Raw genomic sequence first — 25,125 nt, forward strand, 5'->3', positions numbered from 1 at the left:
ATGACGTACACACCCCCTCCCTCCTTCACCACCCGGCCCACCCTGCAGGGGACGTTCGGCATGACCGCCTCGACGCACTGGCTCGCCACCGCATCAGCCCAGGCCGTGCTCGAGCGCGGCGGCAACGCCTTCGACGCCGCCGTGGCCGGGGCGTTCGTCCTGCACGTCGTCGAGCCGCACCTCAACGGCCCCGGCGGGGACATGACGGGGGTGTTCGCGACCGCGGCGGAACCCGGCAGGCCCGTGGTCCTCATGGGCCAGGGCCCCGCACCCGCGGCCGCGACCCGTGAGCACTACCTCGCCGAAGGCCTCGAACTCGTCCCCGGCGCCGGGGCGCTCGCCGCAGCGGTCCCCGCCGCCGTCGACGCCTGGCTGGTCCTGCTCCGCGACCACGGGACCTGGGAACTGGAGGACGTCCTGGCCTTCGCCATCGGGTACGCCCGTGACGGCCACCCGATCGTCGGGCGCGTCGGCGCGACCATCGCCGCCGTCGCCGACCTCTTCACCGAGCACTGGCCCACCTCGGCCGCGCTGTGGATGCCCGAGGGCCGGCCGCCACGGGAGGGCGAGGTCATCCGCAACGAGGCCTACGCCCGCGTGCTCGGGTCACTGGTCGCTGCGGCGGCCGACGGCGGGACGCGCGAGGAGCGCATCGACGCGGCCCGGCTCGAGTGGCGGACCGGCCTCGTGGCCCAGGCCGCCGCGGAGTTCGTGCGGACGCCGCACCGGCACTCCTCCGGACTCGACCACGCCGGAGTGATCACCGTGGAGGACTTCGCAGGCTTCGAGGCGGGCTACGAGGAGGCGACCACCCTCGAGTTCCGCGGGCACACCATCGCGAAGACCGGGCCCTGGGGCCAGGGCCCGGCCCTGCTGCAGACCCTCGCGATCCTCGACGGATTCGACGACGAGCGCCTGGACCCCTCGACGGCGATCGGTGCCCACACCATTCTCGAGGCGCAGAAGCTCGCGATCGCCGACCGTGAGGCGTACTACGGTGACGCCGACGTGCCCATGGAGTACCTGCTCTCGGCGGAGTACGCCGCCGAACGCCGCGCGCTCATCACCGACGACGCCTCCCGGGAGTTCCGGCCGGGCACGGTCCCGGGCGTCGAGCCCTTCACGCCACCGCTCCGCACGGGCTACACGCCGCCGGCGCTGGCCGACGGCAGCGGCTTCGCCGGGGTCGGGGAGCCGACGGTGTCCCGCAGCGGCGAGACCCGCGGGGACACCTGCCACATCGACGTCGTCGACGCGCACGGCAACATGGTCTCCGCGACACCGAGCGGCGGCTGGCTGCAGTCCTCGCCGGCCATCCCCGAGCTCGGCTTCTGCCTGGGTTCGCGCCTGCAGATGACCTGGCTCGAGGAGGGCGGCCCGTCCACGCTGCAGGCCGGGAAGCGGCCCCGCACCACGCTCACCCCGACCCTCGTCCTGAAGGACGGACGGCCCGTGGTCGCCCTCGGGTCCCCGGGCGGGGACCAGCAGGACCAGTGGCAGCTGCTGTACCTCCTGCGGACGATCGTCGGCGGGTACTCGCCCCAGCAGGCCGTCGACGCGCCGTCCCTGCACACCACGTCCATCCCCGGGTCCTTCTGGCCCCGGACCTGGGAGCCGGGCGGCGCCGTGGTCGAGGACCGGCTCGGCGAGGACGTGATCGCGGACCTCGAACGCCGCGGCCATGTCGTCACGCGCGCCGGGGACTGGTCGCTCGGCCGCCTCTCCTCCGTCACCAAGGACCACGCGACCGGCGTGCTGTCCGCCTCCGCCAACCCCCGAGGAGCACAGGGCTATGCTGCAGGACGCTGAGAACATCCTGGAGGTCTCCGACCTCGACGTCACCTTCGGCGGGACCCCCGTGCTGCACCGCATCGGGTTCTCGATGCGGCGCGGGGAGCGCGTGGCGATCGTCGGCCAGTCCGGTTCGGGCAAGTCGACGGCCATCGGCGCGATCCTCCGCCTGCTGCCCGGGAGCGGACGCATCACCCACGGATCGATCGTCCTCGGCGCCGGACGGACGCGCGGTGGAGTCGAGGACCTGGCGACGGCGACCGAGCCGGTCATGCGGAGCATCCGGGGCCAGCGCGTCGGACTCGTGCCCCAGGACCCCATGTCCAACCTCAACCCGGCCATGAAGATCGGTCCGCAGGTCGCCGACGCCCTCGTCGCCAGCCGCCGCGATCTCGGGGCCGAGGGGAAGCTGGACCGCGGCGAGGTGAAGAGGCGTGCGGTCGCCCTCCTCACGGAGGCGGGCATCCCCGACGCCGAGCGGCGGTACGGCCAGTACCCGCACGAATTCTCGGGCGGCATGCGCCAGCGGGTCCTCATCGCCATCGCCCTCGCGGGCGAGCCCGAGCTGCTGATCGCCGACGAGCCGACCTCCGCCCTGGACGTCACGGTGCAGCGCCAGATCCTCAACCACCTGCAGTCGCTCGTGGACGCGCGCGGCACCTCCCTGCTGTTCATCACGCACGATCTCGGGCTCGCCGCGGACCGCACCGACCGCATCATCGTCATGTCCGAGGGCCGGATCGTGGAGGTCGGGACGCCCCGGCAGATCCTCCTCGACCCGCAGGAGGAGTACACGAGGCAGCTGGTCGCGGCTGCCCCCTCGGTCGCGGCGGCGCTCGACGCCGACCCCCTCGCCGAGACTCCGGCCGCACGGAGCGAACCCATCCTGGTGGTGCGCAACCTCGTGAAGGAGTTCGCCCTGCGCGGGCAGCGCGGCGGGACGGTGCGTGCCGTGAACGACGTCTCCTTCCAGGTGGAGCGCGGCACCACCACGGCGGTGGTGGGCGAGTCCGGTTCGGGCAAGACCACGGTGGCGCGCATCATCCTCGGGCTGGAGTCGGCGTCCTCCGGGGAGGCCCTGATCGACGGCGCGTCGCTCACCACCACGCGGGGCGCACAACGGCGCGCGCTGCGCCGCACGGTGCAGCCCGTGTTCCAGGACCCCTACGGATCGCTCGATCCGACCTACAGCATCGAGCGGCTCATCGACGAGCCGCTGCGCATCTTCGGCGTCGGGGACCGGGAGAGCAGGCGCGAGCGGGTCGCGGAACTCCTGGACCAGGTGGCGCTGCCGCGCGGGGTGGCCCAGCGCCGCCCGAACGAGCTCTCCGGAGGCCAGCGGCAGCGCGTCGCGATCGCCCGGGCCCTCGCGCTCGAACCCGAGCTGCTCATCTGCGACGAGGCGGTCTCGGCGCTCGACGTCCTCGTCCAGGACCAGATCCTCACGCTGCTCGCCGACCTGCAGGACCGGCTCGGCCTGACCTACCTGTTCATCACGCACGATCTCTCGGTGGTGCGGCAGATCGCCCACGACGTCGTCGTCATGAGATCGGGTGATGTGGTGGAGAGCGGTACCGTGGACGAGGTCTTCAACCGCCCTCGGGCGGACTACACGAAGGAGCTTCTTGGAGCCATCCCGGGCGCGGCGTTTGCGGCCTGAGCAGGATGCCGCGGCCCCGCAGCGCGTCCTCGACGCGATCCGCCGCGACATCATCTTCGGGACGCTCCTGCCCGGCGTCCGGGTGACGGAGGCGGCTCTGGCCACGAAGTACGGTGTCTCTCGCGTCCCCGTCCGCGAGGCGCTGCGGGCCCTGGAGGCCGAAGGCTTCGTGGAGTCGAAGCCTTATGCGGGGTCCACGGTCGCGGAGATCCCGCTCGACGACGCCGAGGACCTCTTCGCGGTGCGCGGCGTCATCGAGTCCACCATCGCGCGCCGGGCGGCGCGCCGCGCGGCCGCGCAGTTCGCCGCGGACGCGCCCAGCACGCAGTGGTGGTCGGCGCGCCGGGCCCTTGCCGACATCCTCGACGACGGCGACCGCGCGGTGGCCGTCGATGCCCTCGCGGACCTCCCCGAACTCAACATCCGCTTCCACCTGGGCGTCGCGGAACTCAGCGGCAGTGCCTCGCTCGCGGCCCTGCTGCGCCAGATCTCGGGGAAGATCGAGTGGCTGTACGCGGCGGACGTGGACAACCGCGGCAAGCAGTCCTGGGGTGAGCACCGGCTGATCATGGCGGCCATCGACGCGGGCAGCGAGGCGGAGGCCGAACGCCTGATGGCCGGCCACGTGGGCTCCTCGCACCGCGGGTACATGGAGCGGTTCGCCGCGCCGCGGGACGCGGACGGCGGGACCGTCCACCGGGGCTGAGGCCGCGCCGCGCCACGACGCGGGAAGCCCCGCAGGTGCTCCGGCTACAGGAACGGGCGCAGCGGCGCGAGGATCGCCTCGCTCACGCGGGCCACGAGGTGCCGGCTGTCCCATTCCTCCTTGCTGAGCACGCGGCTGTTGGAGGTGTCCACCTCGAAGATCCGCTCCATGGTCGCGGCGAGGGCGCGGTCGAAGATCTCGAGGTTGATCTCGTAGTTGCCCGTCAGGCTCAGGCGGTCGATGTTGGCGGTACCGACGGTGCTCCACTCGCCGTCGATCGTCGCGGTCTTCGCGTGGATCATGGAGTTCTGGTACAGCAGGATCTGGACGCCCGCGTCGATCAGGGAGGAGTAGAACCCGCGCGAGAGCCAGTCCGAGACCACGTGGTTGGAGTCCTCGGGCAGGATCACGCGGACGTCCACGCCCCGGCGGCTCGCCCGCAGCAGGGCGTCGAGGATCTGCCGGTCCGGGATGAAGTAGGCCGTCGTGATGAAGATGTGGTGCCGCGCCCGGTTGATCGCGTCCAGGTAGATCCCCCGGATGGGGAACACGAGGTTCGCGGGGATGTTGTTCACGGCGCGGATGCGCGGCTCCCAGAAGGATGCACTGAGATCGGGGAGCTCGGGCCTGCGCGGGATGGCCCGCAGGTTCCAGAACCCGACGAAGGCCTCGCGGAGCTCCCAGACCGAGGGGCCGCGGATCTCCAGGTGCGTGTCCCGCCACTTGGTGGCGTAGAGGGAGCCGATGTTGTAGCCGCCCACGAAGCCCACCTCGTCGTCGACCACCAGGACCTTGCGGTGGTCCAGCCCGGTGCCACGGATGTTCGTGAAGACGATGGAGGGCCGGAGCACGGGGAAGCGGTAGGCATTGACGCGTGGATGCCAGGCGTAGAAGAACGGGTTGACCACGAGGTTCGCGAACCCGTCGTAGATCACGAAGACCTTCACTCCACGCTCCGCAGCGCGGTTCACGGCGTCGCGGAACCGCGCACCGACCTCGTCACCCTTCCAGATGTACGTCTCGAGGAGTACCTGGTGCTCGGCCCGGTCGATCGCGGCGATCATCGCGTCGAAGAGGTCCTCGCCGTACGTGTAGACCGTGGTGTCCGTGTCGGCGATCCTCGTGTGGAACGTCCCCGGTTGCGGGAAGCCCGGCCGCTTGCGGCGCTGGCGCTTCTGGTAGGTGTCCACGGCGACCAGGCCCGCGATCACCACCGCCTGCGCCGAGAACAGGCCGAGAGCGGCCCGCTTCATCGTGACCCGGGCGAAGCCCATCACCGTCTTCTGCTTGAACCAGCCCATACATCCAGCGTATCGCCTCGTCGGTACCGGCCCGCCGGGGGGGCGGCCGGATCAGTGCCCGCCGACCTCGAGGGCCTGCGCGACGGCGGTGGCGACGCCCGCACGCCAGGGGAAGCCGTGCCCCGGGAGCACCGTCCTCGCTGCAGTGGCCCGCAGCGCCTCCAGCGACCGCAGCGCCGTGGCGGTGTCCGCGGTCGCCGCGCGCGCGACCACCTGCGGTCCGGGGTGGCCGGTGTACGGATCGAGCGTCACGAGGGCATCACCGCTGATCACGGCGTCGCGGTCGGGGAAGTGGAGCCCGCAGTGACCCTTCGTGTGACCGGGCGTCGGCACGAGCAGCGGCGCGCCGGGCAGCGCCGCGGCCGCCTCGGGGGTGAGCGGGAGGGTGTCCGCCACGCCCTTGACCATCAGGGCGCCGGCCGCGGTCATCCGGGCGAGGCCGGGGACGGCGCGGGGATACCGGAGCGGATACAGGAAGGGCGTGCGCTCGCGCTCGTAGCTGTAGGGGTGCGCCGCGATGCGGGCGTCGTCGGGATGGCAGTACACGGGGATCCCGTAGCGCGACCTCAGGTGCTCGGCGGTGCCCACGTGGTCGAAGTGCCCGTGGGTCAGGACGATCGCCCGGAGGTCCCCGACGGGACGGCCGATCCGCTCCATCGCCTCCAGCAGCAGGCCCTTCGAGCGCGGCAGGCCCGTGTCCACGAGCAGCACGCCGTCGTCGTCCTCCACGAGGTAGACGTTCGTCCTCGCGTGCTCGAGGTAGTGGATCCCCGGGGCGATGTCCGTCCTGATCATGCTGTGCCTCACTCGTGCTCGTGGTGTGCCGGTCCCTGGTTCCGACCCTAGGCAGGCGGTGGCGTGGCGACAAGGAGGACGATGCGGCGCTGCCGGGGTTTCCATCGGCGCCCGCAGTGGCTACCTTGGGGACAGCAGGACGGGCACGGCACCCGAGCGCGGCAGCGGCGCGCCCGAGGGCCGGGAGGCCGATCCTCGGGAGGTACGGGATGACGACGGGCATGAGCCAGCAGGAGCAGCAGCGCCTGACGTGCGCCGCTTTCCGCTCGACCTCGCTGTCGACGTACGACCTGTGGCTGCGGTACTTCAGCCTCGGCGGCAACGCCGGTGAGGAGGAGGTGGACGCCTACCTCTACAGCTCCCTGTTGCTCCCGCCCTTCGAGCGGGACGTCCTCGCGCTCGCCGTCAACGAATTCATCGCCGACCAGCCCCCGGCGCCCCGGGCGCCGTACGGCGGCATGGAGGGCCCGACGGCGCCCGCCGCCGGCTAGAGCAGGGTCTGCTGTTCGGCGTCCGCCGTCACGTCCCCCGGCAGCGGGTCGATGAGATCGGGGCCGTTGTTGCGCACGGACCCGACGCGGGATCCCACGAGCCGGGGCAGCAGGTGCGGGTCGGGGATGGCGTCCAGCAGTTCCTGCACCGCCGGGCGCGCATCATTCCGGGGGTCGAGCCAGTCGCCGCGCAGGTCGGCGGGGACGATCACCGGGGTGCGGTCGTGGATCTCACCCAGGGCGTCGCTCGCCGGTCGGGTGATGATGCTGCAGCTGACCACCCAGGTGCCCTTCGGGTGTTCCTCGGACGCCGTCGCCGGGTCACGCCAGAACTCGTACAGGCCGGCGATTCCGAGGTGCCCGCCGTCCGGGCCGTGCAGGTAGATGGGGGTCTTGGTGCCGTCGTCGTTCTTCCGCCACTCGTAGTAGCCGTCCGCCGGGACAATCCCGCGGCGCTTGAGGGCCGCGGCGCGGAAGGAGGGCTTCTCGAGGAGGGTCTCGCTGCGGGCGTTGATCATGCGCGAGCCCACGGACGCGGACTTCGACCAGGACGGGATGAGTCCCCACCGGGCCGGTTCCAGCCATCGGGTCAGTTCACCCGTCTCCGGGTCGAGGCGTTCGACGACGAGCTGCACGGTGTCGGTGGGAGCCACGTTCCAGGACGGCTCGATCTCGTCCTCGACCGCCTCGTCCACCTCGAAGGCGTCGATGAGGTCGGCCTTGTTGCCGGCGATCACGAATCGTCCGCACATGGCGCCCGGGTCCTTCCGTCGTCTGCCGCGCCGGTGGCCCCGCGGGTGAGCGGGCCACCGGCGGGGGTGCCTACTTCTTCTTGCGGTCCAGCAGCAGTGCGAGGGCGATCCCGACCATCCAGATGTCCTTCGCGACGGACGTGCCGTCCTGCGTGGGACGGACACCGTCCTCCTGCGTGAGCTCCGGGGTGCGGAAGTACATGGTCATCATGCCGGCCGAGAAGGCCAGGAGCCCGAGGCCCGCGAGCCGGCTGGGGATGAACGGTGCCAGCAGCGCCGAGCCGACGGCGATCTCCGAGGCGGCGAGGACCTTGCCGAACTGCTGGGCCTCGAGCTGGCTGAACTGCGGGAAGGCCTTCGACGCCATGGCCTGCAGGTAACCGGCCGAGCCCTCGTCGAGGCTCGTCTTGCCCAGGCCGGAGTTGAGGATGAAGGCGCCGGTGGTGAGGCGGAGCGGTACGTGGCTGGGGCGGAAACCCATGGTGGTGCCTTTCGTCGGAGGGGAGTTCGGGAGCATGGTCCGCCTGTGAGCCTACGGCCGCTACGGTCGGGGCCGCTAGTCCTGTCCGGGGGGTCCGGCGACACCACCGGCCCCAGGGGTGCCCGCGACGTCGGGGAGGTCCGCACCGGCCATGAAGGCGCAGAGCTGGACGCGCACTTCCGCACCCTCCGCCCGGTCACCGAGGGCGTGCCGGACGGCGGTCGCGACGCGCCGCACGAGCGCAGGGCCCGGATACTCGGACAGCCCGGCGAAGCGGATGTGCACCACGAGGGTGCCGGCCTCCTCCCGGAGTCCCACGAGTCCCTCCCCGTCCGTGGCGGCCACCGTGCGGGCACGGCCCGCCTCGAGGATGGTGCGGAGGGCGGAGTGCGGGGGATAGAGGCCCGCGACACCCTCGGTCGCCATGACCTGCGCCTCGATCGCGCGGGCGAGGTCCGGGAGGTCGGTGGTCATGGCTGGTCCTCTCCGGCGCCGTCGGTCCCGAACAGGTCGGTGACCGTGATGTCCACTCCCTGGAGATCGAGCTCGGTGTGGGTGGTGAGCGCCTCGGCGACGGCGGAGCGCAGCGCGTCCACGAGGGTGGGGAGGCGATACCCGTGCAGGGCCGTGACACTGAGCTCCACGCGGGTCTGCGCACCGGGCTCGGTGATGTCGCCGTGCAGGCGGCACTTGCCGATGGTCACGCCGTCGATGCCGTCGCCGGTCCGCCGGATGAGGGCGACGACGGCACCCTCTGTCTCCGAGAGGCCGTCATCGGGATCGTCCGAGGCGACCGGGATGGAGCGGCCGGCACGGGTCTCCAGCCGGAGGTTGGAGAGGATGTCCTGCAGCCAGCCGTCGGACTCGGCGGCGATGCGGGCGTCGTCCTCCGCGAGCGACCGCGTCAGGTCCCCGAGCGAGCGGAGGCTCGCGAGGCCCGACTGGCACTGGGGACACTGCCGGTAGTGCCCCTCGTAGGGCGAGCTGCCGGTGGCCAGGTAGTCGGCGAGCTCGTCGATGGAGTGGCCGCAGTCGTCCGCGGGGGAGTGATCGCCGACCCCGCGCGTGTCGTCCTCGCTCATCGCCACCCCTCCATGTCCCTCATCAGCCTAGCGCGGGCCCGGGCGAGGCGTCCTCGGACGCTCTCGCTGGTCAGGCCGAGCTGCTCCGCGATCTCGTCGTAGGAGAGACCGCCCATCTCCTTGAGGACCCAGCACTGGCGCTGCTCGGCGGGCAGTGCCTCGAGGGAGCGGGCGAGGGCGTCGAGCCCCGACCCGGAGATCGTGGCGCTCTCGGGGCTGGGGGAGCTGTCCGAGACCTCGGCGAGGGTATCGGCGTCGGCGTGCTCGCGCCGGCGCCGCACGATGTCGATGCTCCGCCTGCCGCAGATCCGCATGAGCCAGGACTTGACCACGGAGCCGTCGCGGAGTTCCCCGAGGTGGTCCCACGCGTGGATCAGGGTCTCCTGGACGGCGTCGTCCGCGTCCGCCGTCGAACCGGTCAGGCGGACCGCGTAGCCGCGCATCATCGGACCGTAGCGGCGCGCGAGCACCTCGAACGCGGCGGTGTCGCCGTCGGTCGCGCGTTCACACAGCACCACGTCGGGCAGTGCGTCCAGCTGGATGTTCCGTTCAGGAGGTGTCACCCTCGGCATCTCCCTCGACCTCGATATGCCCCTCCTGCCCAGTGAACCGCACTTCGGTTGAAGCTCAAACTCACCGGGCCGGATCGATGCAAGTTTCCACAATGTTTCTCGACCTGCCGCGGTGAGTTCACGATCTTCGCCGGCGGCTCTGCTTTGATGACAAGCAGCGAGCGAGACCCATCGGCTATCGGAGTAGGTTTCATGGTCCCCCGGACTGCAGAACACCCCCGGCATCAGCACTTCATCCTCCACATGAGCGACACGCACCTGCTCGGAGGTGATGCGCCCCTCTACGGCGCGGTGGACAGCGAACTCCGGCTCCGCGAGGTCTTCGAGGACCTCGAGCAGTCAGGGGCACGGCCGCAGGCCATCGTGTTCACGGGGGACCTCGCGGACAAGGGCGAGCCGGGCGCCTACGCGAAGCTCCGCGCCATCGTCGATCCAGCAGCCGCCCGCCTCGGCGCCACGGTCATCTGGGCGATGGGGAACCACGACGACCGCGCGGCCTTCCGCCGGGGGCTGCTCGACGAGGAACCCTCGGCCGGGGCGGGGGCACCCGTGGACGCGGTGCACTTCATCGACGGGCTCCGCATCATCACGATGGACTCCACCGTCCCCGGCCACCACCACGGCGAGTTCAGCCAGGAGCAGCTCCGCTGGCTCGCGCGCGAGCTCGTGGTACCTGCTCCGCACGGCACCATCCTGGCCCTCCACCACCCGCCTGTCCCGAGCGTGCAGGATCTCGCGGTGCTCGTGGAGCTCCGGGACCAGCGGTCGCTCGCGGAGGTGGTCCGCGGCTCCGATGTCCGCACCATCCTCGCCGGGCACCTGCACTACTCGACCACGGCGATGTTCGCCGGCGTGCCGGTCTCGGTGGCCAGCGCCACCTGCTACACCCAGGACCTGCTGTTCGACGGCGGCGGATCGCGCGGGCGGGACGGCGCCCAGTCCTACAACCTCGTGCACGTGTACGAGGAGACGATCGTCCACTCGGTGGTGCCCGCGGGCCGCCACGCCTCCGTCGGTGAGGTGGTCCCCCGCGAGGAGACACGACGGCGGCTCGAGGCGCACGGCGTGGTCATCGCCGAGGGCGGCCGCACCCGGCACCTCACCTCCGCCTGACCGGCGGCGTGCGCGGCCGTCTGCCCGGGTGGCCGTCCCGGCGAGCGCCCAGCCGATGACTCGACCAGCAGGCCGGCCGGCGGCTCAGCCCAGCGAGGCAGGAAGACCCACACTGAACAGGGTCCTGGGGTCCTGCAGCAGCGCGGGCGGTTCGATGTCCGAGCGGCGCAGCCAGCCGCTGAGCCGGGCGGCACGGATCAGCCCGTCCTCGTGCATGAGCACGGGGCCCACGTGCCCCGTCCGGAAGTGCTCGCCGTCCGGGTCGGCGATCGCCACGGCGTCGCCGTCCTCCACCGCCTCCTCGAAGGTGTGGAGCTGGCGCTCCCATTTCGGCGCAGCCCGTCCGCCCGGGGGATCGGGCGGCATGAGCAGGGTCGCATCACCCTCCGGCGGGTGGGACGCCGCCCGCCAGACCCACAGCCGCCGGCCCTCGGGTTCGGTGGGGATGCGTTCCACGTCAGGTTCCGGCCACAGGTACGGGAGGTCCTCCGGAGTGCCGGGGAACCGGCTGCGGTAGATCTCCGGGGCCTTCTGGATCAGGTTGGAGCGGTGGCTCACGTGGAGTGCGGCTTCACCCAGCCAGGGAGGCATCGGCACGTCGGGGTCCTCGAGCACGTGCGGCGCGAACTCCAGGATCAGGCGGTGCGTGGAGTCCGCGTGGCCGCGGGAGACCCATTCGGACACCATCGCGAGCCCGTACAGCGTGAGGGCAGGCACGTGCCCCATCCACATCCGGATGGCGGGATGCCGACGCCACCCGTAGTCGGGGATCACGAGGGCGCGGAGGGCCTGCAGGGTCTCGACCCGCTGCTTGCCGAGCCTCGCCTGGTCGAGGACCCGTGCGCTCGCCCCGAAGTCCGGATACGGCAGGAAGGTCTGCATGACGCCAGTGTTCCACGCGGCAGAGGCGCCCTGCCCGGAGGACTAGATCTCCCAGGGAGCCTTGACCGGGAAGTACTTCTCGAGGAAGTCCGTGACCAGGTGGGCACGTTCCTCCGCCTCGACCTCGGGGAAACTGCCGTCGTTCAGGCAGAAGAAGTCGTGGTTGCGCTTGTCGAGCATCTTGTTCAGGCTCTTCAGCCCGGAGCGCTGCGTGGTGTCCACGTAGAGGACGCGGGCCAGCTCCTGCGTGACGGCACGGCCCGTGAGCAGCGCGTAGTAGTGGTAGAGCGAGTTGGTGACGGAGATGTTGTCCTTGGCGCGGAACCGGGACGCCGCCGTCGCCTCGAACTCCGCGGCGAATTCCGTCTCCATCTCCAGGAGGACGCTCTTGCGCAGCGGCGCGGCGGTGTGTTCGAGGTGGCGCGTCGTGATCCGGCCGAAGCGCTCGTGCAGCAGGCGCCGGTTGACCCGGGCGGCGTTCTCGAAGCCGCTGCGTTCGGCGTCGTTCTCGCCGAGGCCGATCCTCGTGTCCGCCTCGATGAACTTGGTGACACCGCCGGGGGAGAAGAACATGTCCGGTGCCACGGGCCGGCCGAAGAACATGTCGTCGTTGGAGTAGAGGAAGTACTCCGAGAGGCCCGGGATGTGCTGCAACTGGGCCTCGACGGCCTGCGAGTTGTGGGTGGGGAGGACCGAGGGGTCCTTGAAGTGCTCCTCCGAGCGGACGAGCGTCACCGAGGGATGGTCGGCGAGCCACGCGGGCCGGTCCGAGTCCGTCGCGATGAAGATCCGCCGGACCCACGGCGCGAACATGTAGACCGACCGGAGCGCGTACTTCAGCTCGTCGATCTGGCGGAAGCGGGCCTCGTGGTCGTCGCCCTCACCCACCACGACCCCCTGCATGCGCGCTGCCCGGGCGGCCCGGTACTCGGGGCTGCTGCCGTCCACCCAGGAGAAGACGAGGTCGACGTCGAAGTCGATGTCCGTGGCGTGATCGGCGAACATGTTGTCGATGGTCGGCCAGGTGTGGCCGTGGCGCTCCACCTCGCCGCGCACCACCTCGGCCGCAGGCAGGGTCCGGCGGGTCAGGGAGTTCTCCACGGGCAGTTCGATCGCGGTCTCGCCGAGCGCCCACAGTTCGATCTGCACGCCGGCGGAGGGGCCGTAGGCGAGCCCGCCGAGCGGTTCGATCCGGGGACGGAAGAGGCGGAAGATCCGGGCCTTGCCGCTCTTGGAGAGCTCGCCGTCACTCACCAGGAGCGTGGTGCGGCGCTTGGTGTCCACGGTGCGCGAGTAGAAGGGTTCGTCGCGGCACGCCTCGACCAGGGCCGCGCGCAGTCGCTCCCGGTCGGCGAGGTCGACGGCGATGACGGGCCGCTGGTCGTTGCCCCGGACGAGGAGGAACCCGATGCCGGCGTCGTCGAGTGCGGCGCGGATGAAGAGGAGGTCCTCGACCATGGCCTGGTGCGGTGTCCGGTCCTGGTTGATGAGGGTGAAGCGCCGCTTGATGGTGGTGATGTCCGAGCGGCCCTCGAAGCGAGCCACCGCCGCGCGAGACGCCGATTCGAGGATCTCGGCTTCATTCTCCGGTTCGGGTGCACCGAAGTAGATGTCGTGTTGGGCAGCGATGTCGGTAATCGGATCCTCCTGGAGTGGGTTCGCTCCCATGATAGGGCCTGACGGCAGGGCCTGGATGCGGATGGGCACCCTACCCCTCCCGGGAGGCGCAGTCCAGCCTTCTGCGCCGGGTCCGTCTGCTCGCCCCGCTCCTTCGTCGTATGTCCCCGGCGCGATCCGTGCCCCGGGTGGCGCGCGACGGTGTCGATCCGGACGCCGACGCCGGTGCGGGGGAACCGTCAGGAGGAGCGGTAGAGCTCGCCCACCGGCACGTCGTCCGTCAGCCGGTTGTCCGGCCCGGGCAGGGGACAGGCCCAGGCCTCGTCGTAGGCGCACGAGGGGTTGTAGGCGAAGTTGAGATCCACCACGAGGCTGCCCGGAGTGCGTCCCTCGCCGAGGTGCGCACCCTTGACCGTGTCGAGGACGTAGCGCCCGCCGCCGTAGGTGCCGCCGGGCCTGCCCGCCGTACCGTCGCGCAGGGGGAGGAAGAGTCCGCCGCCGTAGGAGGCGAGCTTCCACAGGGCCAGCCGGCCGAGGCCTGGCAGGGTCAGCGTCCCGAGACGGCGGAAGGGGACGACGCCGTCGGTACCGGTCGCCACGTCCATGACCTCGCCCGCGCCGTCGTCGTCCACGGGCGCCTCGAACCGGAACGCCGGGTCGTAGGGCGCGATCTCGAGTCCCGGAAAGGACTCCTTCGCGGACGCCGAGAGCGCCGACGCGGGGTGGTCCCGGAACAGGACGTCGCGGCCCATCCGCCACAGCGTGTGCGCCGCCTCGGGGGACTCCGTCGCGGCGCGTTCCCGGACGTCGTCGTAGAGGCCGAAGACGCGGCGGCGCCAGTCCGCCGTCGCGAGGGCCGTGGTGAGAGCCGTCATGCTCTCAGGCTACCCCCGGCAGCGCGGCCCTTGGTTGCCCCGGCGTACTGTAACTGGGGTGACTCTCGGCATCTTCTTCATCGTGCTCGCCTCCATCCTCGTGGGGGCCGTGGCGCAGCGCATCGCCGGACTCGGGTTCGCCCTCCTGATCGCCCCGTTCCTCGTCATCATCCTGGGACCGCACGCGGGCGTCCTGCTGGTGAACATCTGCGGAGTGGTCTCCTCCGCGATCATCGTGGGCCGCGTGTGGAGGGACATCGACTGGAGCATGTTCCGCTGGCTCGTCGTCCCCTCGCTCTTCGGATCCGTCCCCGGGTCCTTCCTCGCCGTCGCCGTCCCCTCGGCGCCCCTGTCCGTCACCGTGGGCGCGGTGGTGCTCGTGGCACTGACCATCTCGCTGGTGCTGCAGCGTTCCGACGTGGTGGTGCGCGGCAACCCCCCGAAGGTCGTCGCCGGTTTCACCGCGGGCCTCACCAACTCGATGGCGGGCGTCGGCGGCCCGGCGGTCAGTGCCTACGCCCTGCTGTCGCGGTGGCCGCAGCGGCAGTTCGCAGCGACGCTCCAGCCGTTCTTCGTGTGCATCGGCACCGTCACGCTCGTCGCCAAGCTGCTGCTCGATCCGTCCCAGGCGCCCGTGCTGGCGCCCTGGATGTGGATCGCTATCGGGGTGGTGATCGTGGCGGGCATCTTCACGGGGGAGAAGCTCGCCCGGTTCGTCCGCGACGATCAGGCCCGGCTCTTCGTCGTCGTCATCGCTTTCATCGGCGCGGGCCTCGCCGTCATCAAGGGGCTCGTGGACATCCTCGGCTGAGGTACGGGCCCGCCTGCCGGCCCGTGCAACCCCGGACCGCTCCGCGTCGCTCGCCGGCCGCGACACCCGCCGGTGGCACCATTGGAGGTGATGAAACTCCCCACCAAACCCCGTGCCCTTCCCATGCCCCTGTGGCTGCAGGGAGTGTTCGAGCTCGGGCAGGCCGCCGTGATCTCGGCCCTGCTCGTCGTGCTCCCGGTCGCCGCGGTGTGGCTGACCGGGGGCTTCGCCGACCGCAGCCCCGAAGCCGCCGCGCGGCTCGCCGGCCAGGGCTGGCTCGTGATGCACGGGGTGCCCCTGGTCCTGCAGTTCCCGGCCGGCGTCGCGGGGGACCGGGCGATGGCGGGACTGCTGCACGTGGTGCCGCTCGGGCTCATCCTCATCCCCCTGCTGCTGGCCTGGCGGGCCGGGCGCCGGCTAGCCCGCGCCTCCTACACGGACCAGCTCTGGCAGGCACTGCTCGGTGCGCTCCTCACCTACGCGGCCATCGGGGCCGGGGTGGCGTACCTGTCCACCACCCCTGATGCCGCCGCGCCACTGGCTGCCGGCGCGCTGATCCCCCCGGTCGCCGCAGGGATCGGGCTGATCACGGGCGCCTACCGCGAGGCGGGGGCCTGGAGCCGCCTCGTGGGGGTGGACTTCGCCGCCTGGGTCGGGCGGACGAGCCAGCACTCCCGCTGGGCCGGTTCCTACGCCTGGTCGGTCCTCCGCTCCGGGTTCCTGGCCGTGCTGGTGGCCCTGTCCCTCTCCGCGGCACTCCTCGCGGTGGCGATCGGCCTCAGCTGGGCGGGCATCGCGGCCGTCTACGAACGGCTCGACGGCGGGATCGCCGGCGCCTCCGTGGTGACCCTGTTCCAGCTCGGGCTCCTGCCCAACCTCGCTGTCTGGACCATGTCCTGGTCCACGGGGGCAGGATTCGCCCTCGGCACGGGCAGCTCCCTCACGCCGCTCGGCAGCGCTGTCGGGCCGCTGCCCGCCCTGCCGATCCTGGGGGCACTGCCGGCCGGAACGCTCGAGTACGGCTACGCGGCCCTCGCGATCCCCGTCCTCGCAGGACTCCTCGCGGGATGGTGGTTCTTCCGGGAAGGCGAGAACCACTTCGACGAATGGCTCGTCCTCCACAGTCCCCGCCGCTGGCTCACCGCGACGGCGTCCACCCTGGCGCTCGCGGTGCTGATCGGCACAACAGCGGGTCTTGGTGGTGCGGTCGTGGCGCTGCTGTCGCGGGCCTCGCTCGGGCTCGGGCGGTTCACGGACCTCGGCCCGGACCCGCTCGTCGTCGGTCTGTGGCTGGCCGCCGAGGTGGCCGTGGGAGCGCTGCTGGGCCACGCCGTCGGGCCCCTGCTCGAGCGGGAACCGCGCCGCCGCTGAGCCCGCCCGTGCTCAGCCCAGGCCGTCGAGCCGCTTCAGCCCGTCCTGGCAGTCCTCCTGGGCCTGCAGGGTGAGGGCGCGCGCGATGCAGTCCTCGTAGGTCCTGGTCACGGACCAGAGCAGTACCGAGGCGGCTGTGCCCGCGGCGAGGAAGAGCGCGGCTGCGAGCCCCATCGAGGTGGCCAGGACCACGAGCCTCGGCAGCTTGAGCCTGATCGCCTTGACGAGCGCGACGACGCCGGCCGCCAGCGCGAAGAGCGAGAGCACGAGCGTGAGGACCTTCCACGGCAGCACGAGGCTGCTGGTCAGCACGCCGAGGAGGAGGGCCAGCAGGAAGAGCCGGAGCCAGAGCCGGGCGGACGCCATGGCACCGCCGGAGCCGCCGTCGTGCCCCGTCCCCCCGGTTCCCGACGGGCCCGCGCCCCGCTGTCCCGTGCCGTGCTGCGTCATCGTCGCTCCGTTGCCATGGTTCAACCCTAGGCGAGGCCAGACCCTAAGGTTGAGCCATGCGCATCGTCGTCCTCGTCTCCGGCACCGGATCGAACCTGCAAGCCGTCATCGACGCCGTCCTGGCCGGGTCCCTGGACATCACCATCGCCGCCGTGGGTGCCGATCGTCCCGGCACGGGCGGGGTGCGACGGGCAGCCGACGCCGGCATCCCCACCTTCGAGGTGGACTTCCGGAGCCACGCCGAACGGTCCGGCTGGAACCGGGCGCTGACCGAGGCCGTCGCGGCCCACGAGCCGGACTACGTGGTGTCCTCGGGCTTCATGCGGATCGTCGACCAGCACTTCCTCGACCGCTTCCCGAACCGCTACCTGAACACGCACCCCGCACTCCTGCCGAGCTTCCCCGGTGCCCACGGCGTGCGCGATGCGCTCGCCTACGGGGTCAAGGTCACGGGCTGCACGGTCATGATCGCGGACGCCGGCGTGGACACGGGGCCCATCCTGGCCCAGACCGCCGTCCCCGTCCTGCCCGGTGACACCGAGGAGACCCTGCACGAGCGCATCAAGGTGGAGGAGCGCGCGCTGCTGATCGAGACGCTGCGCTCGCTCGCCGCCGACGCCGACACCGGAGGACCGGCCTCCGACGACACGGTGGGTGCCTGAGGTGCCACTCGTCGCCAACGCCGTCTACGTCGACGGCCGGAAGCGCATCAACCCCGAGACCCTCGACCAGACGTTCGAGCTCATGCGGGACAGCGGCGGTATGGGCTGGATCGGCCTCTACCGTCCCGAGGCCGCGGAGATCAGCGCTGTGGCCGCCGAGTTCGGCCTGCACCCGCTGGCCGTCGAGGACGCCACCAACGGCCACCAGCGCGCCAAGCTCGAACGCTACGAGGACACCCTGTTCGTCGTCCTCCGGCCGGCCCGTTACCTCGACGCGGAGGAGAAGGTGGAGTTCGGCGAACTGCACGTCTTCATCGGCCGCGACTTCGTGGTGACGATCCGCCACGCCGAATCGCCGGACCTCGGGATCGTGCGCCGCCGCCTCGAAGCGGACCCCGAACTCCTCGGAACCGGCCCCCAGGCCGTGCTCTACGCCCTGCTGGACCAGGTGGTGGACGAGTACGAGCCGGTGGTGCTGGGTCTGGAGAACGACATCGACGAGATCGAGAACGAGCTGTTCGGGGGAGCGCCGGACGTGTCACGGCGCATCTACGAGCTGCACCGCGAGGTGATCCTCTTCCAGCGTGCCGCGCAACCACTGCAGAGCATGATGGACCTGCTGCTCCGGGGCTCGGACAAGTACCAGATGGACGCCGAGCTCAGCCGCAACCTGCGCGACGTGCAGGACCACGTGATCCGCGTCGTCGAGCGCATCAACACCTTCCGGACGCTGCTGCAGAATGCGCTGACCGTCCACTCCACACTCGTGGCGCAGCGCCAGAACGAGGAGATGACCCGGCTCACGGAGACCTCCCTCACCCAGGGCGAGGAGGTCAAGCGCATCTCCTCCTGGGCGGCCATCCTCTTCGCGCCGACCCTGATCGCCTCGATCTACGGCATGAACTTCGACGTCATGCCCGAGCTGCACTGGCTGCTCGGCTACCCCTTTGCCCTCCTGCTGATGGCGGCGATGGGCGTAGGACTGTGGTGGACCTTCAAGCGGAACGACTGGCTCTAGGACACCCCGGGGCCACCGCCCGATCGGCCTCCTGCTGCCTGCGCGCCAGGTCGGCGGGTACACCGGGACGCTCCGGCAGGAGCTCCTCGGGCCACCGCTTCAGGTGCCGCTCGGAGCCGACGGTTCGCCGTGTCCGCCGGCACGCCGGGTTCGACGCGGCCGTGTTCCACCTGCGGGCCGCGAGCCCGAGCCGCTCGTCGTCGGGCACCCCGTTCGGGAAGGCCCCCCGAGGGAGGGCGTCGGTGCACACGGGGACGGCCGGGACCCGAGGGCCCCGGCCGTGCTCCTGCCGCAGTGCGGGACGGTCAGCGCGTGCCGATCACCTTGCTTCGGTGGTCGTAGACGAAGGTGACCGGACCGCCCGGGTGCGTCAGGGCGATGTTGGCGCCGTCGAAGGCTCCGTCGGCGCCGTAGTTCTCGGTCCAGCTCCGATCGAGTGCCGCCTTGTACTCGTAGGACCCGGCCGGCAGGTCTGCGACCTCGAGGACCCAGGTCTGCGTGGCGTCGTCGAACGTCATTTGCGCCTCGTCGCAGGCGGGATCCCAGTCGTTCCCGCAGCCGAGCTCGGAGTCGAGGCTGCCGGCGACCGCCACGGTGCCCGGCTGGTCCACCAGGGAGCCGACGGTCACGGTCCTGACGTCACTCACCGACGTGCCGAGCACCGCCCGGTACTGCACCTGGGTGCCCTCCGCGAGGTCCAGTGCGGCGAGATCGTCGACCGCGGTGTAGGTCGGTGACGAGTCGTCGGTGCCGATCGCTGCCCAGTCCCCGCCCGCGATGCTGCGTTCGAGCGTCACGGCGTAGTCGGAGTTCTCCGGGCTCGCGGTGGCGGTCACCTCGACGTCACCCTGTACCTGTGTGCCCTCGGCAGGCAGGCCCATCGTCAGCCGCGGCTGCGGCACGGTAGCCGGCGCCGTCGTCGAGGTCCGGGTGTGGCGTGCGTTGTCGAGGACCACGGCGCGGTACTCCACGGCCGATCCTGCGGGCAGGGCGCTCGTGTCGTGGTAGACGCTGTAGGGCGCGTTGTCGTCCGTGCCGATGTTCGTCCAGCCCGATCCTGGCGTCCGCGCCTCGAAGGTGACCTCGTAGAACGAGGAACCGGCGACGTCGGCGGCCACCCTCATGCGGCCGTTGTCCTCGGCGGCGGGTGCCGGCTGCTGCAGGCTGATGGCCGGCGCGGCCTTGGAGTTCGGGATCTTCCCCGAGAGCTCGTAGACCACGGATGACAGTGCGGGGACGGTGACGCTGAGGGTGCCGTCAGCGGCGGACCGTACGCGCTTCGCCGCGTCGCCGTAGACGAGGCCGAAGGAGCGCTTGCCCGCGTAGGTGGGGATCGCGGCCGTCTTCGGCTCGGTGCTGTTGTTCAGTGCCACCACGTACTCGCGCTGGTCCGTCGCATCGGTGCGTGAGAACGCGTAGATACCCGGGCCGTCCGAGGCGTACCGGTGCTGGTGGGCGCCGTCGCGCAGGGCCGGATGCTCCGCCGTCACATCGGCCAGCGTCGCGATGCCCCGGTAAAGCGGATGGGTGGTGTCGAAGTTGTCGGTCGCGTGGGTGGCGTCGGTGCCGAGGAGGTCGTCGTCGAGGTACTCGCCGACCTGGCTCGCGAACAGCGTCTGGCGGGCGTCCTGGTCGCCGCCCGGTCCGGTGAAGCCCTGCTCGTCGCCGTAGTAGATCACCGGGTTGCCGCGGGAGAAGTACATCAGTTCGTGGGCGAGTGTGTCCCGTGCCAGCAGCTCGTCCTCGGCGGCGCCCGGGTTGTCGGCCGCGATGAAGCCGCCGATCCGCCCCATGTCGTGGTTGCCGAGGAAGGTGGGCAGGCTGTACGCGTTGGAGTCGGCGTCGGTGTACCAGTCGTCACCCGCGAAGAAGGTCTCGAGGTCTGATGCCGGGGCACCCTGCGATGCGTAGCCGCGGGCTGCCGCCTGGAAGGGGAAATCGAGGACGGACTGCATCCTGTTGCGCGTGGTGAACTGCGAGGTGAAGGACTTGGTGGTGTCGAAGACCTCGCCGAACATGAAGAACTCGTCCTTGCCCTGCTCCTGGGCGTAGGTCAGCACCTCGGGGCCGAAGGCCTGCCAGAACTCGTCGTTGACGTGCTTCATGGTGTCGATCCGGAACCCGTCGACGCCGAAGTCCGCGATCCAGGTCTTGTAGATGTCGATCATGCCGTCGACCACGCGCGGGTTCTCGGTGGCGAGGTCGTCGAGGCCGAAGAAGTCTCCGTAGAAGGAGTCCTCACCGGCGAAGGTCGTGTCGCCACGGTTGTGGTAGAGCGTCGTGTCGTTGAGCCATGCGGGTACCTTGAGGTCCTTGTCGGCCTCGGGGACCACCGGGACGTAGGGGAAGGAGGTTGCCGGGTCGAGCTCCGGGAACGTGTCGGTACCGGCATAGTCGCGGTCGTCGAACGCGTTGCCCTCGGCGTCGCGGTAGGGCACCTCGTCCTTCGAGACGTAGGGCGCCCGTTCGCCGGCGTCGTACGCGATCACGTCCGCGGTGTGGTTGGTGATGATGTCGAAGTAGACCTTCATCCCGCGCTGGTGGGCGGCGTCGATGAGTGCCTTGAGGTCCTCGTTGGAGCCGAGGTGCGGGTCGATCTGCGTGAAGTCGGTGATCCAGTAGCCGTGGTAGCCCGCGGAGTTGTCCTCGGGCTGGACAGCACGGTTCTTGAAGCTCGGAGTGAGCCAGATGGACGTGGTGCCCATGCCCTGGATGTAGTCGAGCTCCTGGAGCAGGCCCTGGAGGTCTCCGCCGTTGTAGTAGCCCTTGCGGCTGGGGTCGAAGCCGGACACCGACGGATTGGCTCCCAGCCCGCCGTCGTCGTTGGCTGTGCTGCCGTTCTGGAAGCGGTCGGCCATGACGAAGTAGAAGTTCTCGTCGGTGACGGCGGTTCGGAGGGAGTGCTGGGCGGTGACCGGGGGATTCCCGGGCTCCTTCGGGGCGGCGGCGGCGGGCAGTGTCGTGATCGAACCGGCGACGAGGGCGGTCAGCACGACGACGGTGGCGTGGCGGGGTCTCACAGGGTCTCCTTCGTGGGGTGGGACCAGCGTGTCCCACGTCACAGGGGGAGTCAATCCTTGGGCGCAAATTACGTGAAACTTATCTCCAGCGCTGCGCGCGATAAGGTGCCTAAGGCTACTTTCCCCTTTCGACAGGACCATCATGAACAGCACGCGCCGCACCGTGGCCGCAGCCATCACCCTGCTCGCCCTCACCGGGTGCGCCGGAACCGCCGAGCAGGCACCCGCCGCCTCCGCGGACACCCGCCCCTCGCCGGCCAGCTCCTCCGCGGCCGCCGTCAACATCGAGCGGCCAGCGACGAACGACCTGGTGGGGGAGCCCACCGCCGACGGCGCCCGTGCGTTCCTCTACTACTACTTCGACCTGAAGGCCTACGTCCTGCAGACCGGGGACGCCGCGGCGATGCTCGAGCAGCTCGACGGCGCCGCCTCCGAGCAGGCGGAGGCGGAGCGGCTGCAGGGCGTGTACGACGACGGCGGCTGGGTCCTCGGTGGCCAGCCCAAGGTCGAGAACGTCCTCCTCACCACGCCCGAGGAGGAGGTCGTCGAAGGAGCGGAGGTCACCGCCCTGATCCCGGTGAACCCCGACGCCTACACCGAGTTCGCCGAGGACGGCTCCGTTGCCGAGCAGCGCCCCTTCACGCCGGAGGGCACCATCTACACGGCGACCGTCCGGTTCGACGACGGCGCGTGGAAGGTCGCGTCGCTCGAGGAGACGCCGGACGCGGAACTGCCCGAGGCCTGATCACGACGACGGGAGGCTGCCACCCGCGCGGGTGGCAAACTCCTGCCGGCAAGGATCGGCCGCCCGTCAGTGCAGTGTGGCGGCGCGGGTCTCGGGGGCGTTGAACGCCATGAAGAGGACGGCCAGTAGCACCAGGCCGCCCGTCAGGGAAGTGTGGCGGCGCGGGTCTCGGGGGCGTTGAACGCCATGAAGAGGACCGCCAGCAGCACCAGGCCGCCCGTCAGCGCGAAGGTGAGCGGCAGGCCGAGGTAGGGCCAGAGGAGGCTGCCGAAGATCAGCGGGACCAGACCGGCCCCGATGCGCGAGATGGTCGAGGCCCAGCCGAACCCGCTGCCCCGCAGGTCGGTCGGATACAGCTCCGACACGTACGTGTAGAGCACGGGGATGGCCACCTGCACCACGAAGCCGAAGGCCAGCAGCCATGCTGTCGCGACCGCGGGCAGGTCGAGCGTGAGCGCGAACACCACGAGGAGCGCCGCGGACCCGGGGCCCGTGATCGCGAGCAGCCACTTGCGGCCCACGCGCTCCACCAGCAGCGCGGCCGCGATCACGCCGAGGAAGCCGACTCCGGTCATGAACGTGGTGGTGATGAAGGCGACGGACTGCGCGTAGCCGGAGGCGATGAGGATGCGCGGCATCCAGGTCAGTGCGCCGTAGTAGACCAGCAGGATCGTGAGGAAGAGGCTCCAGGCGGTCAGGGTGATGCGCCAGTTGTACCGCCACAGGCCGGTCAGCTGCCCGGAGATGCTGCCGATCGAGAGCTTCGGTGTCTCCTCAGGCTCGGGCAGGCGCCACTCGCGCTGCCCGCCTCCCGTCCGGGCCACGAGCTCGTCGATGACGGCCCGCGCCTCTTCGCGCCGTCCCCGCTGGACGAGGTAGAGAGGGGATTCGGGCACCCCGCGCCGTACCCAGAACACGAGGAGGGCGGGGAGCACCATGACGAGCATCGCGTAGCGCCACTCACCCGTCTGCGCCACGACCGCCGTCGTCACCACGCCGCAGAGGAAGGCGCCGATGGGCCACCAGGCGTCCATCGCCGTCAGGACGCGCCCGCGCTGGCGCCGCGGCGTGAACTCCCCGACCAGCGCGTAGTCCACCGGGATGCAGCCGCCCAGGCCGAACCCGGCGAGGAAGCGGAAGATGCAGAACCACACGATGTCGGGGGAGAAGGCACCGAGGACGGTGAAGACCGAGAAGACGAGCAGCGTCAGGGTGAAGGCCCGCTTCCGGCCGATGAGGTCGGCCACCGACCCCCACGCGAAAGCGCCGACGGCCATCCCGATCAGGTTCGAGGTGGCGATCCACGCCGACTGGCCGGACGTCAGGCCCCAGTCGCCGATCAGCAGGGGGATCAGATAGGCGTTGAGGGTCACGTCCCACGCGTCGAACATGAAGCCGAGGCCGCCGATGAGGAAGATCTTCCCCTGGACCTTCCAGCGCCAGGGAAGATCCTGCACCACCTGGTCGCCGGTGGGGAGCTGCGTATTGATGCTCATGATGCCTTCGTGGAGGGGCCGGATACTGCAGAAACTGTACCGCCGCCGGTGGGAGCGGGCCGCCGGATGGCCGACGTCGTTCCTTGCCCGGGGCCGGTGCTGTCCGGGCCCGCGGCTGGGCCGAGAAGACAGACGTGACCGCCGATGACCCCTTGTGCCGGTCATGTCTGCCCTCTCGACGGGCGATCACTGGGCCGACCCTGTGGAGAACGTCGATGCTCCGATGCGCGGGCGCACTATGGGGCGATGCCGACAGATCCTTACGCAACGGCCCTGCTGAACCTGACCTCGACGCGGTGCTTCTCGGTGGAGGCTGCCCGCGACCTCGGGATCCCCGCCAGTGTGCTCCGCCGCTCCCACTACCGGCGCACGACACGGAGCCTCCATGTTCTCGATGCTGCACCCGCCGACCTGTCCGACGTCGTCGCCTGCCTCGCAGCGCTGACGCCGGGCACGGTCGCGAGCCACCAGACGGCTGCGGTCCTGTGGGGGCTGCCGCTTCCATGCCGATCGGTGGATGGACTCCTGCATCTCACCCGATCGACGGGATGCTCGCGGCCGCGCAGGTCCGGCGTCGTGGGTCACGTCGCGAGGCTGGGCCCGGGCGACGTCGTCACGGCGTTCGGGGTGCCGCTCACCTCGCCCGAACGCACCTGGTGCGACCTGGCCGCGACACTTCCAGTTCCGGAACTCGTCGCACTGGGTGACGCGCTGCTTCGCCGATGGGATGCTCCGCGGCGGCCCGCAGCCATCAACGCACCGGACCCTCTCAGCAGCGTCGAGGCGCTGGCGGCAGTCCTTGCCCGGCGATCGGGCGCGCGGGGACTGGCTACCGCGCGAAAGGCGCTGCCGCTCCTCCGATCGGGAGTCGACTCCGCGCCGGAGAGCCTGCTCCGGTTGCTCATCACCGACGCAGGACTACCCGAACCAGAGGTGAACCAGTGGATCCTGGACAGCGCCGGGCGCCGCGTGTCGCGACCGGATCTGCAGTACCGCGCGCGGTGCATCGCCCTCGAGTACGAAGGGGAACACCACCTCACCGACCCTCGCCAATGGGCGCGGGACATCGAGCGTGACGACCGCCTGCGGGCACTCGGATGGATCGTGCTGCGCTTCACGAAGAGACATCTAGGCGCCGGCCGCGACGACGGGCTGGAGCGGATCCGGCAGGCGCTGGCGCTGCGAGCGTGACCTGCGGCACCGACGTCGGCGATTTCCGCCTGACTCCCTTGCGACGTTCGCCAGGACGAGAGGACAGAAAAGACCGGGGGACGACGTATTCATCGGTCTTTTCTGCCCTCTCGACGCGAGACCCGGTGGGAGAAGCCCGGCGCGAGGCCTGTCACCGGGACGCTCGCCGCCGGCAGGCCAGGAACGCTGCCGCGGCCCCCACCATTCGACGCCGGGAGCGGCGCCTATACACTTGTGGGCGAC

Annotated in this window: 24 protein-coding genes; 11 read left to right on the forward strand and 13 right to left on the reverse strand. The window is 70.8% G+C overall.

Features of this window, described 5'->3' with window-relative positions; all coding sequences use genetic code 11:
- From NVV32_RS03800 to NVV32_RS03810, 3 genes are read left to right on the forward strand one after another with little or no spacing between them, the layout of a single operon-like run.
- Complete coding sequence (locus NVV32_RS03800; RefSeq protein WP_422391447.1) at window positions 1–1,809, forward strand: gamma-glutamyltransferase family protein; 1,809 nt, start codon at window positions 1–3, stop codon at window positions 1,807–1,809.
- Complete coding sequence (locus tag NVV32_RS03805; RefSeq protein ID WP_422391448.1) at window positions 1,793–3,451, forward strand: dipeptide ABC transporter ATP-binding protein; 1,659 nt, start codon at window positions 1,793–1,795, stop codon at window positions 3,449–3,451. Before NVV32_RS03800 ends, NVV32_RS03805 begins: the two co-directional genes overlap by 17 nt.
- Window positions 3,441–4,157, forward strand: a complete 717-nt coding sequence (locus NVV32_RS03810; protein WP_422391449.1) for a GntR family transcriptional regulator — start codon at window positions 3,441–3,443, stop codon at window positions 4,155–4,157. The genes NVV32_RS03805 and NVV32_RS03810 overlap by 11 nt, the downstream gene beginning before the upstream one ends.
- A gap of 44 nt (window positions 4,158–4,201) precedes the next feature.
- Here the strand turns inward: NVV32_RS03810 and NVV32_RS03815 are convergent, their stop codons facing one another.
- Entirely contained in the window at window positions 4,202–5,458 is a 1,257-nt protein-coding gene (locus NVV32_RS03815; protein ID WP_055769957.1) for a phospholipase D-like domain-containing protein, read from the reverse strand.
- Between the two features lie 51 nt (window positions 5,459–5,509).
- Entirely contained in the window at window positions 5,510–6,253 is a 744-nt protein-coding gene (locus NVV32_RS03820; RefSeq protein WP_422391450.1) for an MBL fold metallo-hydrolase, read from the reverse strand.
- A gap of 221 nt (window positions 6,254–6,474) precedes the next feature.
- On the opposite strand from NVV32_RS03820, the gene NVV32_RS03825 reads away from it, so the two are divergent.
- Complete coding sequence (locus tag NVV32_RS03825; protein WP_422391451.1) at window positions 6,475–6,744, forward strand: hypothetical protein; 270 nt, start codon at window positions 6,475–6,477, stop codon at window positions 6,742–6,744.
- On the opposite strand, the gene NVV32_RS03830 is transcribed toward NVV32_RS03825, so the two are convergent.
- The 5 genes from NVV32_RS03830 to NVV32_RS03850 all read right to left on the reverse strand — a co-directional run bounded on the left by NVV32_RS03830 (window position 6,741) and on the right by NVV32_RS03850 (window position 9,631).
- A complete protein-coding gene (locus tag NVV32_RS03830) occupies window positions 6,741–7,496 on the reverse strand; it encodes an SOS response-associated peptidase (RefSeq protein ID WP_422391452.1) in 756 nt (251 codons plus the stop codon). The two genes, NVV32_RS03825 and NVV32_RS03830, sit on opposite strands and share 4 nt — an antisense overlap.
- Window positions 7,497–7,566: 70 nt before the next feature.
- On the reverse strand, window positions 7,567–7,977 hold the full coding sequence (locus tag NVV32_RS03835; RefSeq protein ID WP_152815536.1) for a hypothetical protein: 411 nt from the start codon (window positions 7,975–7,977) through the stop codon (window positions 7,567–7,569).
- A gap of 75 nt (window positions 7,978–8,052) precedes the next feature.
- A complete protein-coding gene (locus NVV32_RS03840; RefSeq protein WP_055769972.1) occupies window positions 8,053–8,451 on the reverse strand; it encodes a hypothetical protein in 399 nt (132 codons plus the stop codon).
- Entirely contained in the window at window positions 8,448–9,059 is a 612-nt protein-coding gene (locus NVV32_RS03845; RefSeq protein ID WP_055769975.1) for an Asp23/Gls24 family envelope stress response protein, read from the reverse strand. Before NVV32_RS03845 ends, NVV32_RS03840 begins: the two co-directional genes overlap by 4 nt.
- Window positions 9,056–9,631 (reverse strand): RNA polymerase sigma factor, encoded by a 576-nt coding sequence (locus NVV32_RS03850; protein WP_422391453.1) that lies wholly within the window; start codon window positions 9,629–9,631, stop codon window positions 9,056–9,058. The genes NVV32_RS03845 and NVV32_RS03850 overlap by 4 nt, the downstream gene beginning before the upstream one ends.
- Before the next feature lie 243 nt (window positions 9,632–9,874).
- Between NVV32_RS03850 and NVV32_RS03855 the strand changes: the two genes are divergently transcribed.
- Window positions 9,875–10,744, forward strand: coding sequence for a phosphodiesterase (locus tag NVV32_RS03855; RefSeq protein ID WP_422391454.1), 870 nt, complete (start codon window positions 9,875–9,877; stop codon window positions 10,742–10,744).
- An 84-nt stretch (window positions 10,745–10,828) separates the two neighbouring features.
- Here the strand turns inward: NVV32_RS03855 and NVV32_RS03860 are convergent, their stop codons facing one another.
- The 3 genes from NVV32_RS03860 to NVV32_RS03870 all read right to left on the reverse strand — a co-directional run bounded on the left by NVV32_RS03860 (window position 10,829) and on the right by NVV32_RS03870 (window position 14,118).
- Window positions 10,829–11,626: an MSMEG_6728 family protein gene (locus tag NVV32_RS03860; protein WP_055769982.1), complete on the reverse strand. Its 798-nt coding sequence runs from the start codon at window positions 11,624–11,626 to the stop codon at window positions 10,829–10,831.
- Between the two features lie 42 nt (window positions 11,627–11,668).
- A complete protein-coding gene (locus NVV32_RS03865) occupies window positions 11,669–13,294 on the reverse strand; it encodes a stealth family protein (RefSeq protein ID WP_055770749.1) in 1,626 nt (541 codons plus the stop codon).
- 188 nt (window positions 13,295–13,482) lie between these two features.
- Window positions 13,483–14,118, reverse strand: coding sequence for a DUF1684 domain-containing protein (locus tag NVV32_RS03870; RefSeq protein WP_422391455.1), 636 nt, complete (start codon window positions 14,116–14,118; stop codon window positions 13,483–13,485).
- A gap of 58 nt (window positions 14,119–14,176) precedes the next feature.
- On the opposite strand from NVV32_RS03870, the gene NVV32_RS03875 reads away from it, so the two are divergent.
- Together NVV32_RS03875 and NVV32_RS03880 are read left to right on the forward strand one after the other, a co-directional pair.
- Window positions 14,177–14,929 (forward strand): sulfite exporter TauE/SafE family protein, encoded by a 753-nt coding sequence (locus NVV32_RS03875; protein WP_422391456.1) that lies wholly within the window; start codon window positions 14,177–14,179, stop codon window positions 14,927–14,929.
- A 90-nt stretch (window positions 14,930–15,019) separates the two neighbouring features.
- On the forward strand, window positions 15,020–16,300 hold the full coding sequence (locus NVV32_RS03880) for a DUF6350 family protein (protein WP_422391457.1): 1,281 nt from the start codon (window positions 15,020–15,022) through the stop codon (window positions 16,298–16,300).
- 12 nt (window positions 16,301–16,312) lie between these two features.
- On the opposite strand, the gene NVV32_RS03885 is transcribed toward NVV32_RS03880, so the two are convergent.
- Window positions 16,313–16,750, reverse strand: a complete 438-nt coding sequence (locus NVV32_RS03885) for a hypothetical protein (RefSeq protein ID WP_422391458.1) — start codon at window positions 16,748–16,750, stop codon at window positions 16,313–16,315.
- Between the two features lie 56 nt (window positions 16,751–16,806).
- Between NVV32_RS03885 and purN the strand changes: the two genes are divergently transcribed.
- Both purN and corA read left to right on the forward strand, forming a co-directional pair.
- Window positions 16,807–17,412, forward strand: coding sequence for a phosphoribosylglycinamide formyltransferase (purN, locus tag NVV32_RS03890; RefSeq protein WP_422391459.1), 606 nt, complete (start codon window positions 16,807–16,809; stop codon window positions 17,410–17,412).
- Window position 17,413: 1 nt separating this feature from the next.
- Window positions 17,414–18,430, forward strand: a complete 1,017-nt coding sequence (gene corA / locus NVV32_RS03895; RefSeq protein WP_055769998.1) for a magnesium/cobalt transporter CorA — start codon at window positions 17,414–17,416, stop codon at window positions 18,428–18,430.
- A gap of 305 nt (window positions 18,431–18,735) precedes the next feature.
- On the opposite strand, the gene NVV32_RS03900 is transcribed toward corA, so the two are convergent.
- Window positions 18,736–21,450, reverse strand: a complete 2,715-nt coding sequence (locus NVV32_RS03900; protein ID WP_422391460.1) for an alpha-amylase family glycosyl hydrolase — start codon at window positions 21,448–21,450, stop codon at window positions 18,736–18,738.
- A 142-nt stretch (window positions 21,451–21,592) separates the two neighbouring features.
- Here NVV32_RS03900 and NVV32_RS03905 point away from each other — a divergent pair, with 142 nt between their 5' ends.
- A complete protein-coding gene (locus NVV32_RS03905) occupies window positions 21,593–22,195 on the forward strand; it encodes a DUF6318 family protein (RefSeq protein ID WP_055770000.1) in 603 nt (200 codons plus the stop codon).
- Window positions 22,196–22,338: 143 nt separating this feature from the next.
- On the opposite strand, the gene NVV32_RS03910 is transcribed toward NVV32_RS03905, so the two are convergent.
- Window positions 22,339–23,691 carry an MFS transporter gene (locus NVV32_RS03910; protein WP_422391461.1) on the reverse strand — a complete coding sequence of 451 codons (1,353 nt, stop codon included), beginning with the start codon at window positions 23,689–23,691 and terminating at the stop codon, window positions 22,339–22,341.
- Between the two features lie 246 nt (window positions 23,692–23,937).
- Here NVV32_RS03910 and NVV32_RS03915 point away from each other — a divergent pair, with 246 nt between their 5' ends.
- On the forward strand, window positions 23,938–24,882 hold the full coding sequence (locus NVV32_RS03915; RefSeq protein WP_422391462.1) for an endonuclease domain-containing protein: 945 nt from the start codon (window positions 23,938–23,940) through the stop codon (window positions 24,880–24,882).
- The last annotated feature ends 243 nt before the right edge of the window (window positions 24,883–25,125 follow it).

Source organism: Arthrobacter sp. N1, from assembly GCF_048288285.1.
Taxonomy (GTDB): domain Bacteria; phylum Actinomycetota; class Actinomycetes; order Actinomycetales; family Micrococcaceae; genus Arthrobacter_D.

Bases quoted from the DNA above. Each gene is read 5' to 3' on its own strand.
- NVV32_RS03825 (WP_422391451.1), top strand. From the start codon at position 6,475: ATGAGCCAGCAGGAGCAGCAGCGCCTGACGTGCGCCGCTTTCCGCTCG.
- NVV32_RS03885 (WP_422391458.1), bottom strand. From the start codon at position 16,750: ATGACGCAGCACGGCACGGGACAGCGGGGCGCGGGCCCGTCGGGAACC.
- NVV32_RS03805 (WP_422391448.1), top strand. From the start codon at position 1,793: ATGCTGCAGGACGCTGAGAACATCCTGGAGGTCTCCGACCTCGACGTC.
- NVV32_RS03915 (WP_422391462.1), top strand. From the start codon at position 23,938: ATGCCGACAGATCCTTACGCAACGGCCCTGCTGAACCTGACCTCGACG.
- NVV32_RS03830 (WP_422391452.1), bottom strand. From the start codon at position 7,496: ATGTGCGGACGATTCGTGATCGCCGGCAACAAGGCCGACCTCATCGAC.
- NVV32_RS03865 (WP_055770749.1), bottom strand. From the start codon at position 13,294: ATGGGAGCGAACCCACTCCAGGAGGATCCGATTACCGACATCGCTGCC.
- NVV32_RS03815 (WP_055769957.1), bottom strand. From the start codon at position 5,458: ATGGGCTGGTTCAAGCAGAAGACGGTGATGGGCTTCGCCCGGGTCACG.
- NVV32_RS03850 (WP_422391453.1), bottom strand. From the start codon at position 9,631: ATGCCGAGGGTGACACCTCCTGAACGGAACATCCAGCTGGACGCACTG.
- NVV32_RS03820 (WP_422391450.1), bottom strand. From the start codon at position 6,253: ATGATCAGGACGGACATCGCCCCGGGGATCCACTACCTCGAGCACGCG.
- NVV32_RS03910 (WP_422391461.1), bottom strand. From the start codon at position 23,691: ATGAGCATCAATACGCAGCTCCCCACCGGCGACCAGGTGGTGCAGGAT.
- NVV32_RS03860 (WP_055769982.1), bottom strand. From the start codon at position 11,626: ATGCAGACCTTCCTGCCGTATCCGGACTTCGGGGCGAGCGCACGGGTC.
- NVV32_RS03800 (WP_422391447.1), top strand. From the start codon at position 1: ATGACGTACACACCCCCTCCCTCCTTCACCACCCGGCCCACCCTGCAG.
- NVV32_RS03905 (WP_055770000.1), top strand. From the start codon at position 21,593: ATGAACAGCACGCGCCGCACCGTGGCCGCAGCCATCACCCTGCTCGCC.
- NVV32_RS03870 (WP_422391455.1), bottom strand. From the start codon at position 14,118: ATGACGGCTCTCACCACGGCCCTCGCGACGGCGGACTGGCGCCGCCGC.
- NVV32_RS03855 (WP_422391454.1), top strand. From the start codon at position 9,875: ATGAGCGACACGCACCTGCTCGGAGGTGATGCGCCCCTCTACGGCGCG.
- purN (WP_422391459.1), top strand. From the start codon at position 16,807: ATGCGCATCGTCGTCCTCGTCTCCGGCACCGGATCGAACCTGCAAGCC.
- NVV32_RS03835 (WP_152815536.1), bottom strand. From the start codon at position 7,977: ATGGGTTTCCGCCCCAGCCACGTACCGCTCCGCCTCACCACCGGCGCC.
- NVV32_RS03880 (WP_422391457.1), top strand. From the start codon at position 15,020: ATGAAACTCCCCACCAAACCCCGTGCCCTTCCCATGCCCCTGTGGCTG.
- NVV32_RS03840 (WP_055769972.1), bottom strand. From the start codon at position 8,451: ATGACCACCGACCTCCCGGACCTCGCCCGCGCGATCGAGGCGCAGGTC.
- NVV32_RS03845 (WP_055769975.1), bottom strand. From the start codon at position 9,059: ATGAGCGAGGACGACACGCGCGGGGTCGGCGATCACTCCCCCGCGGAC.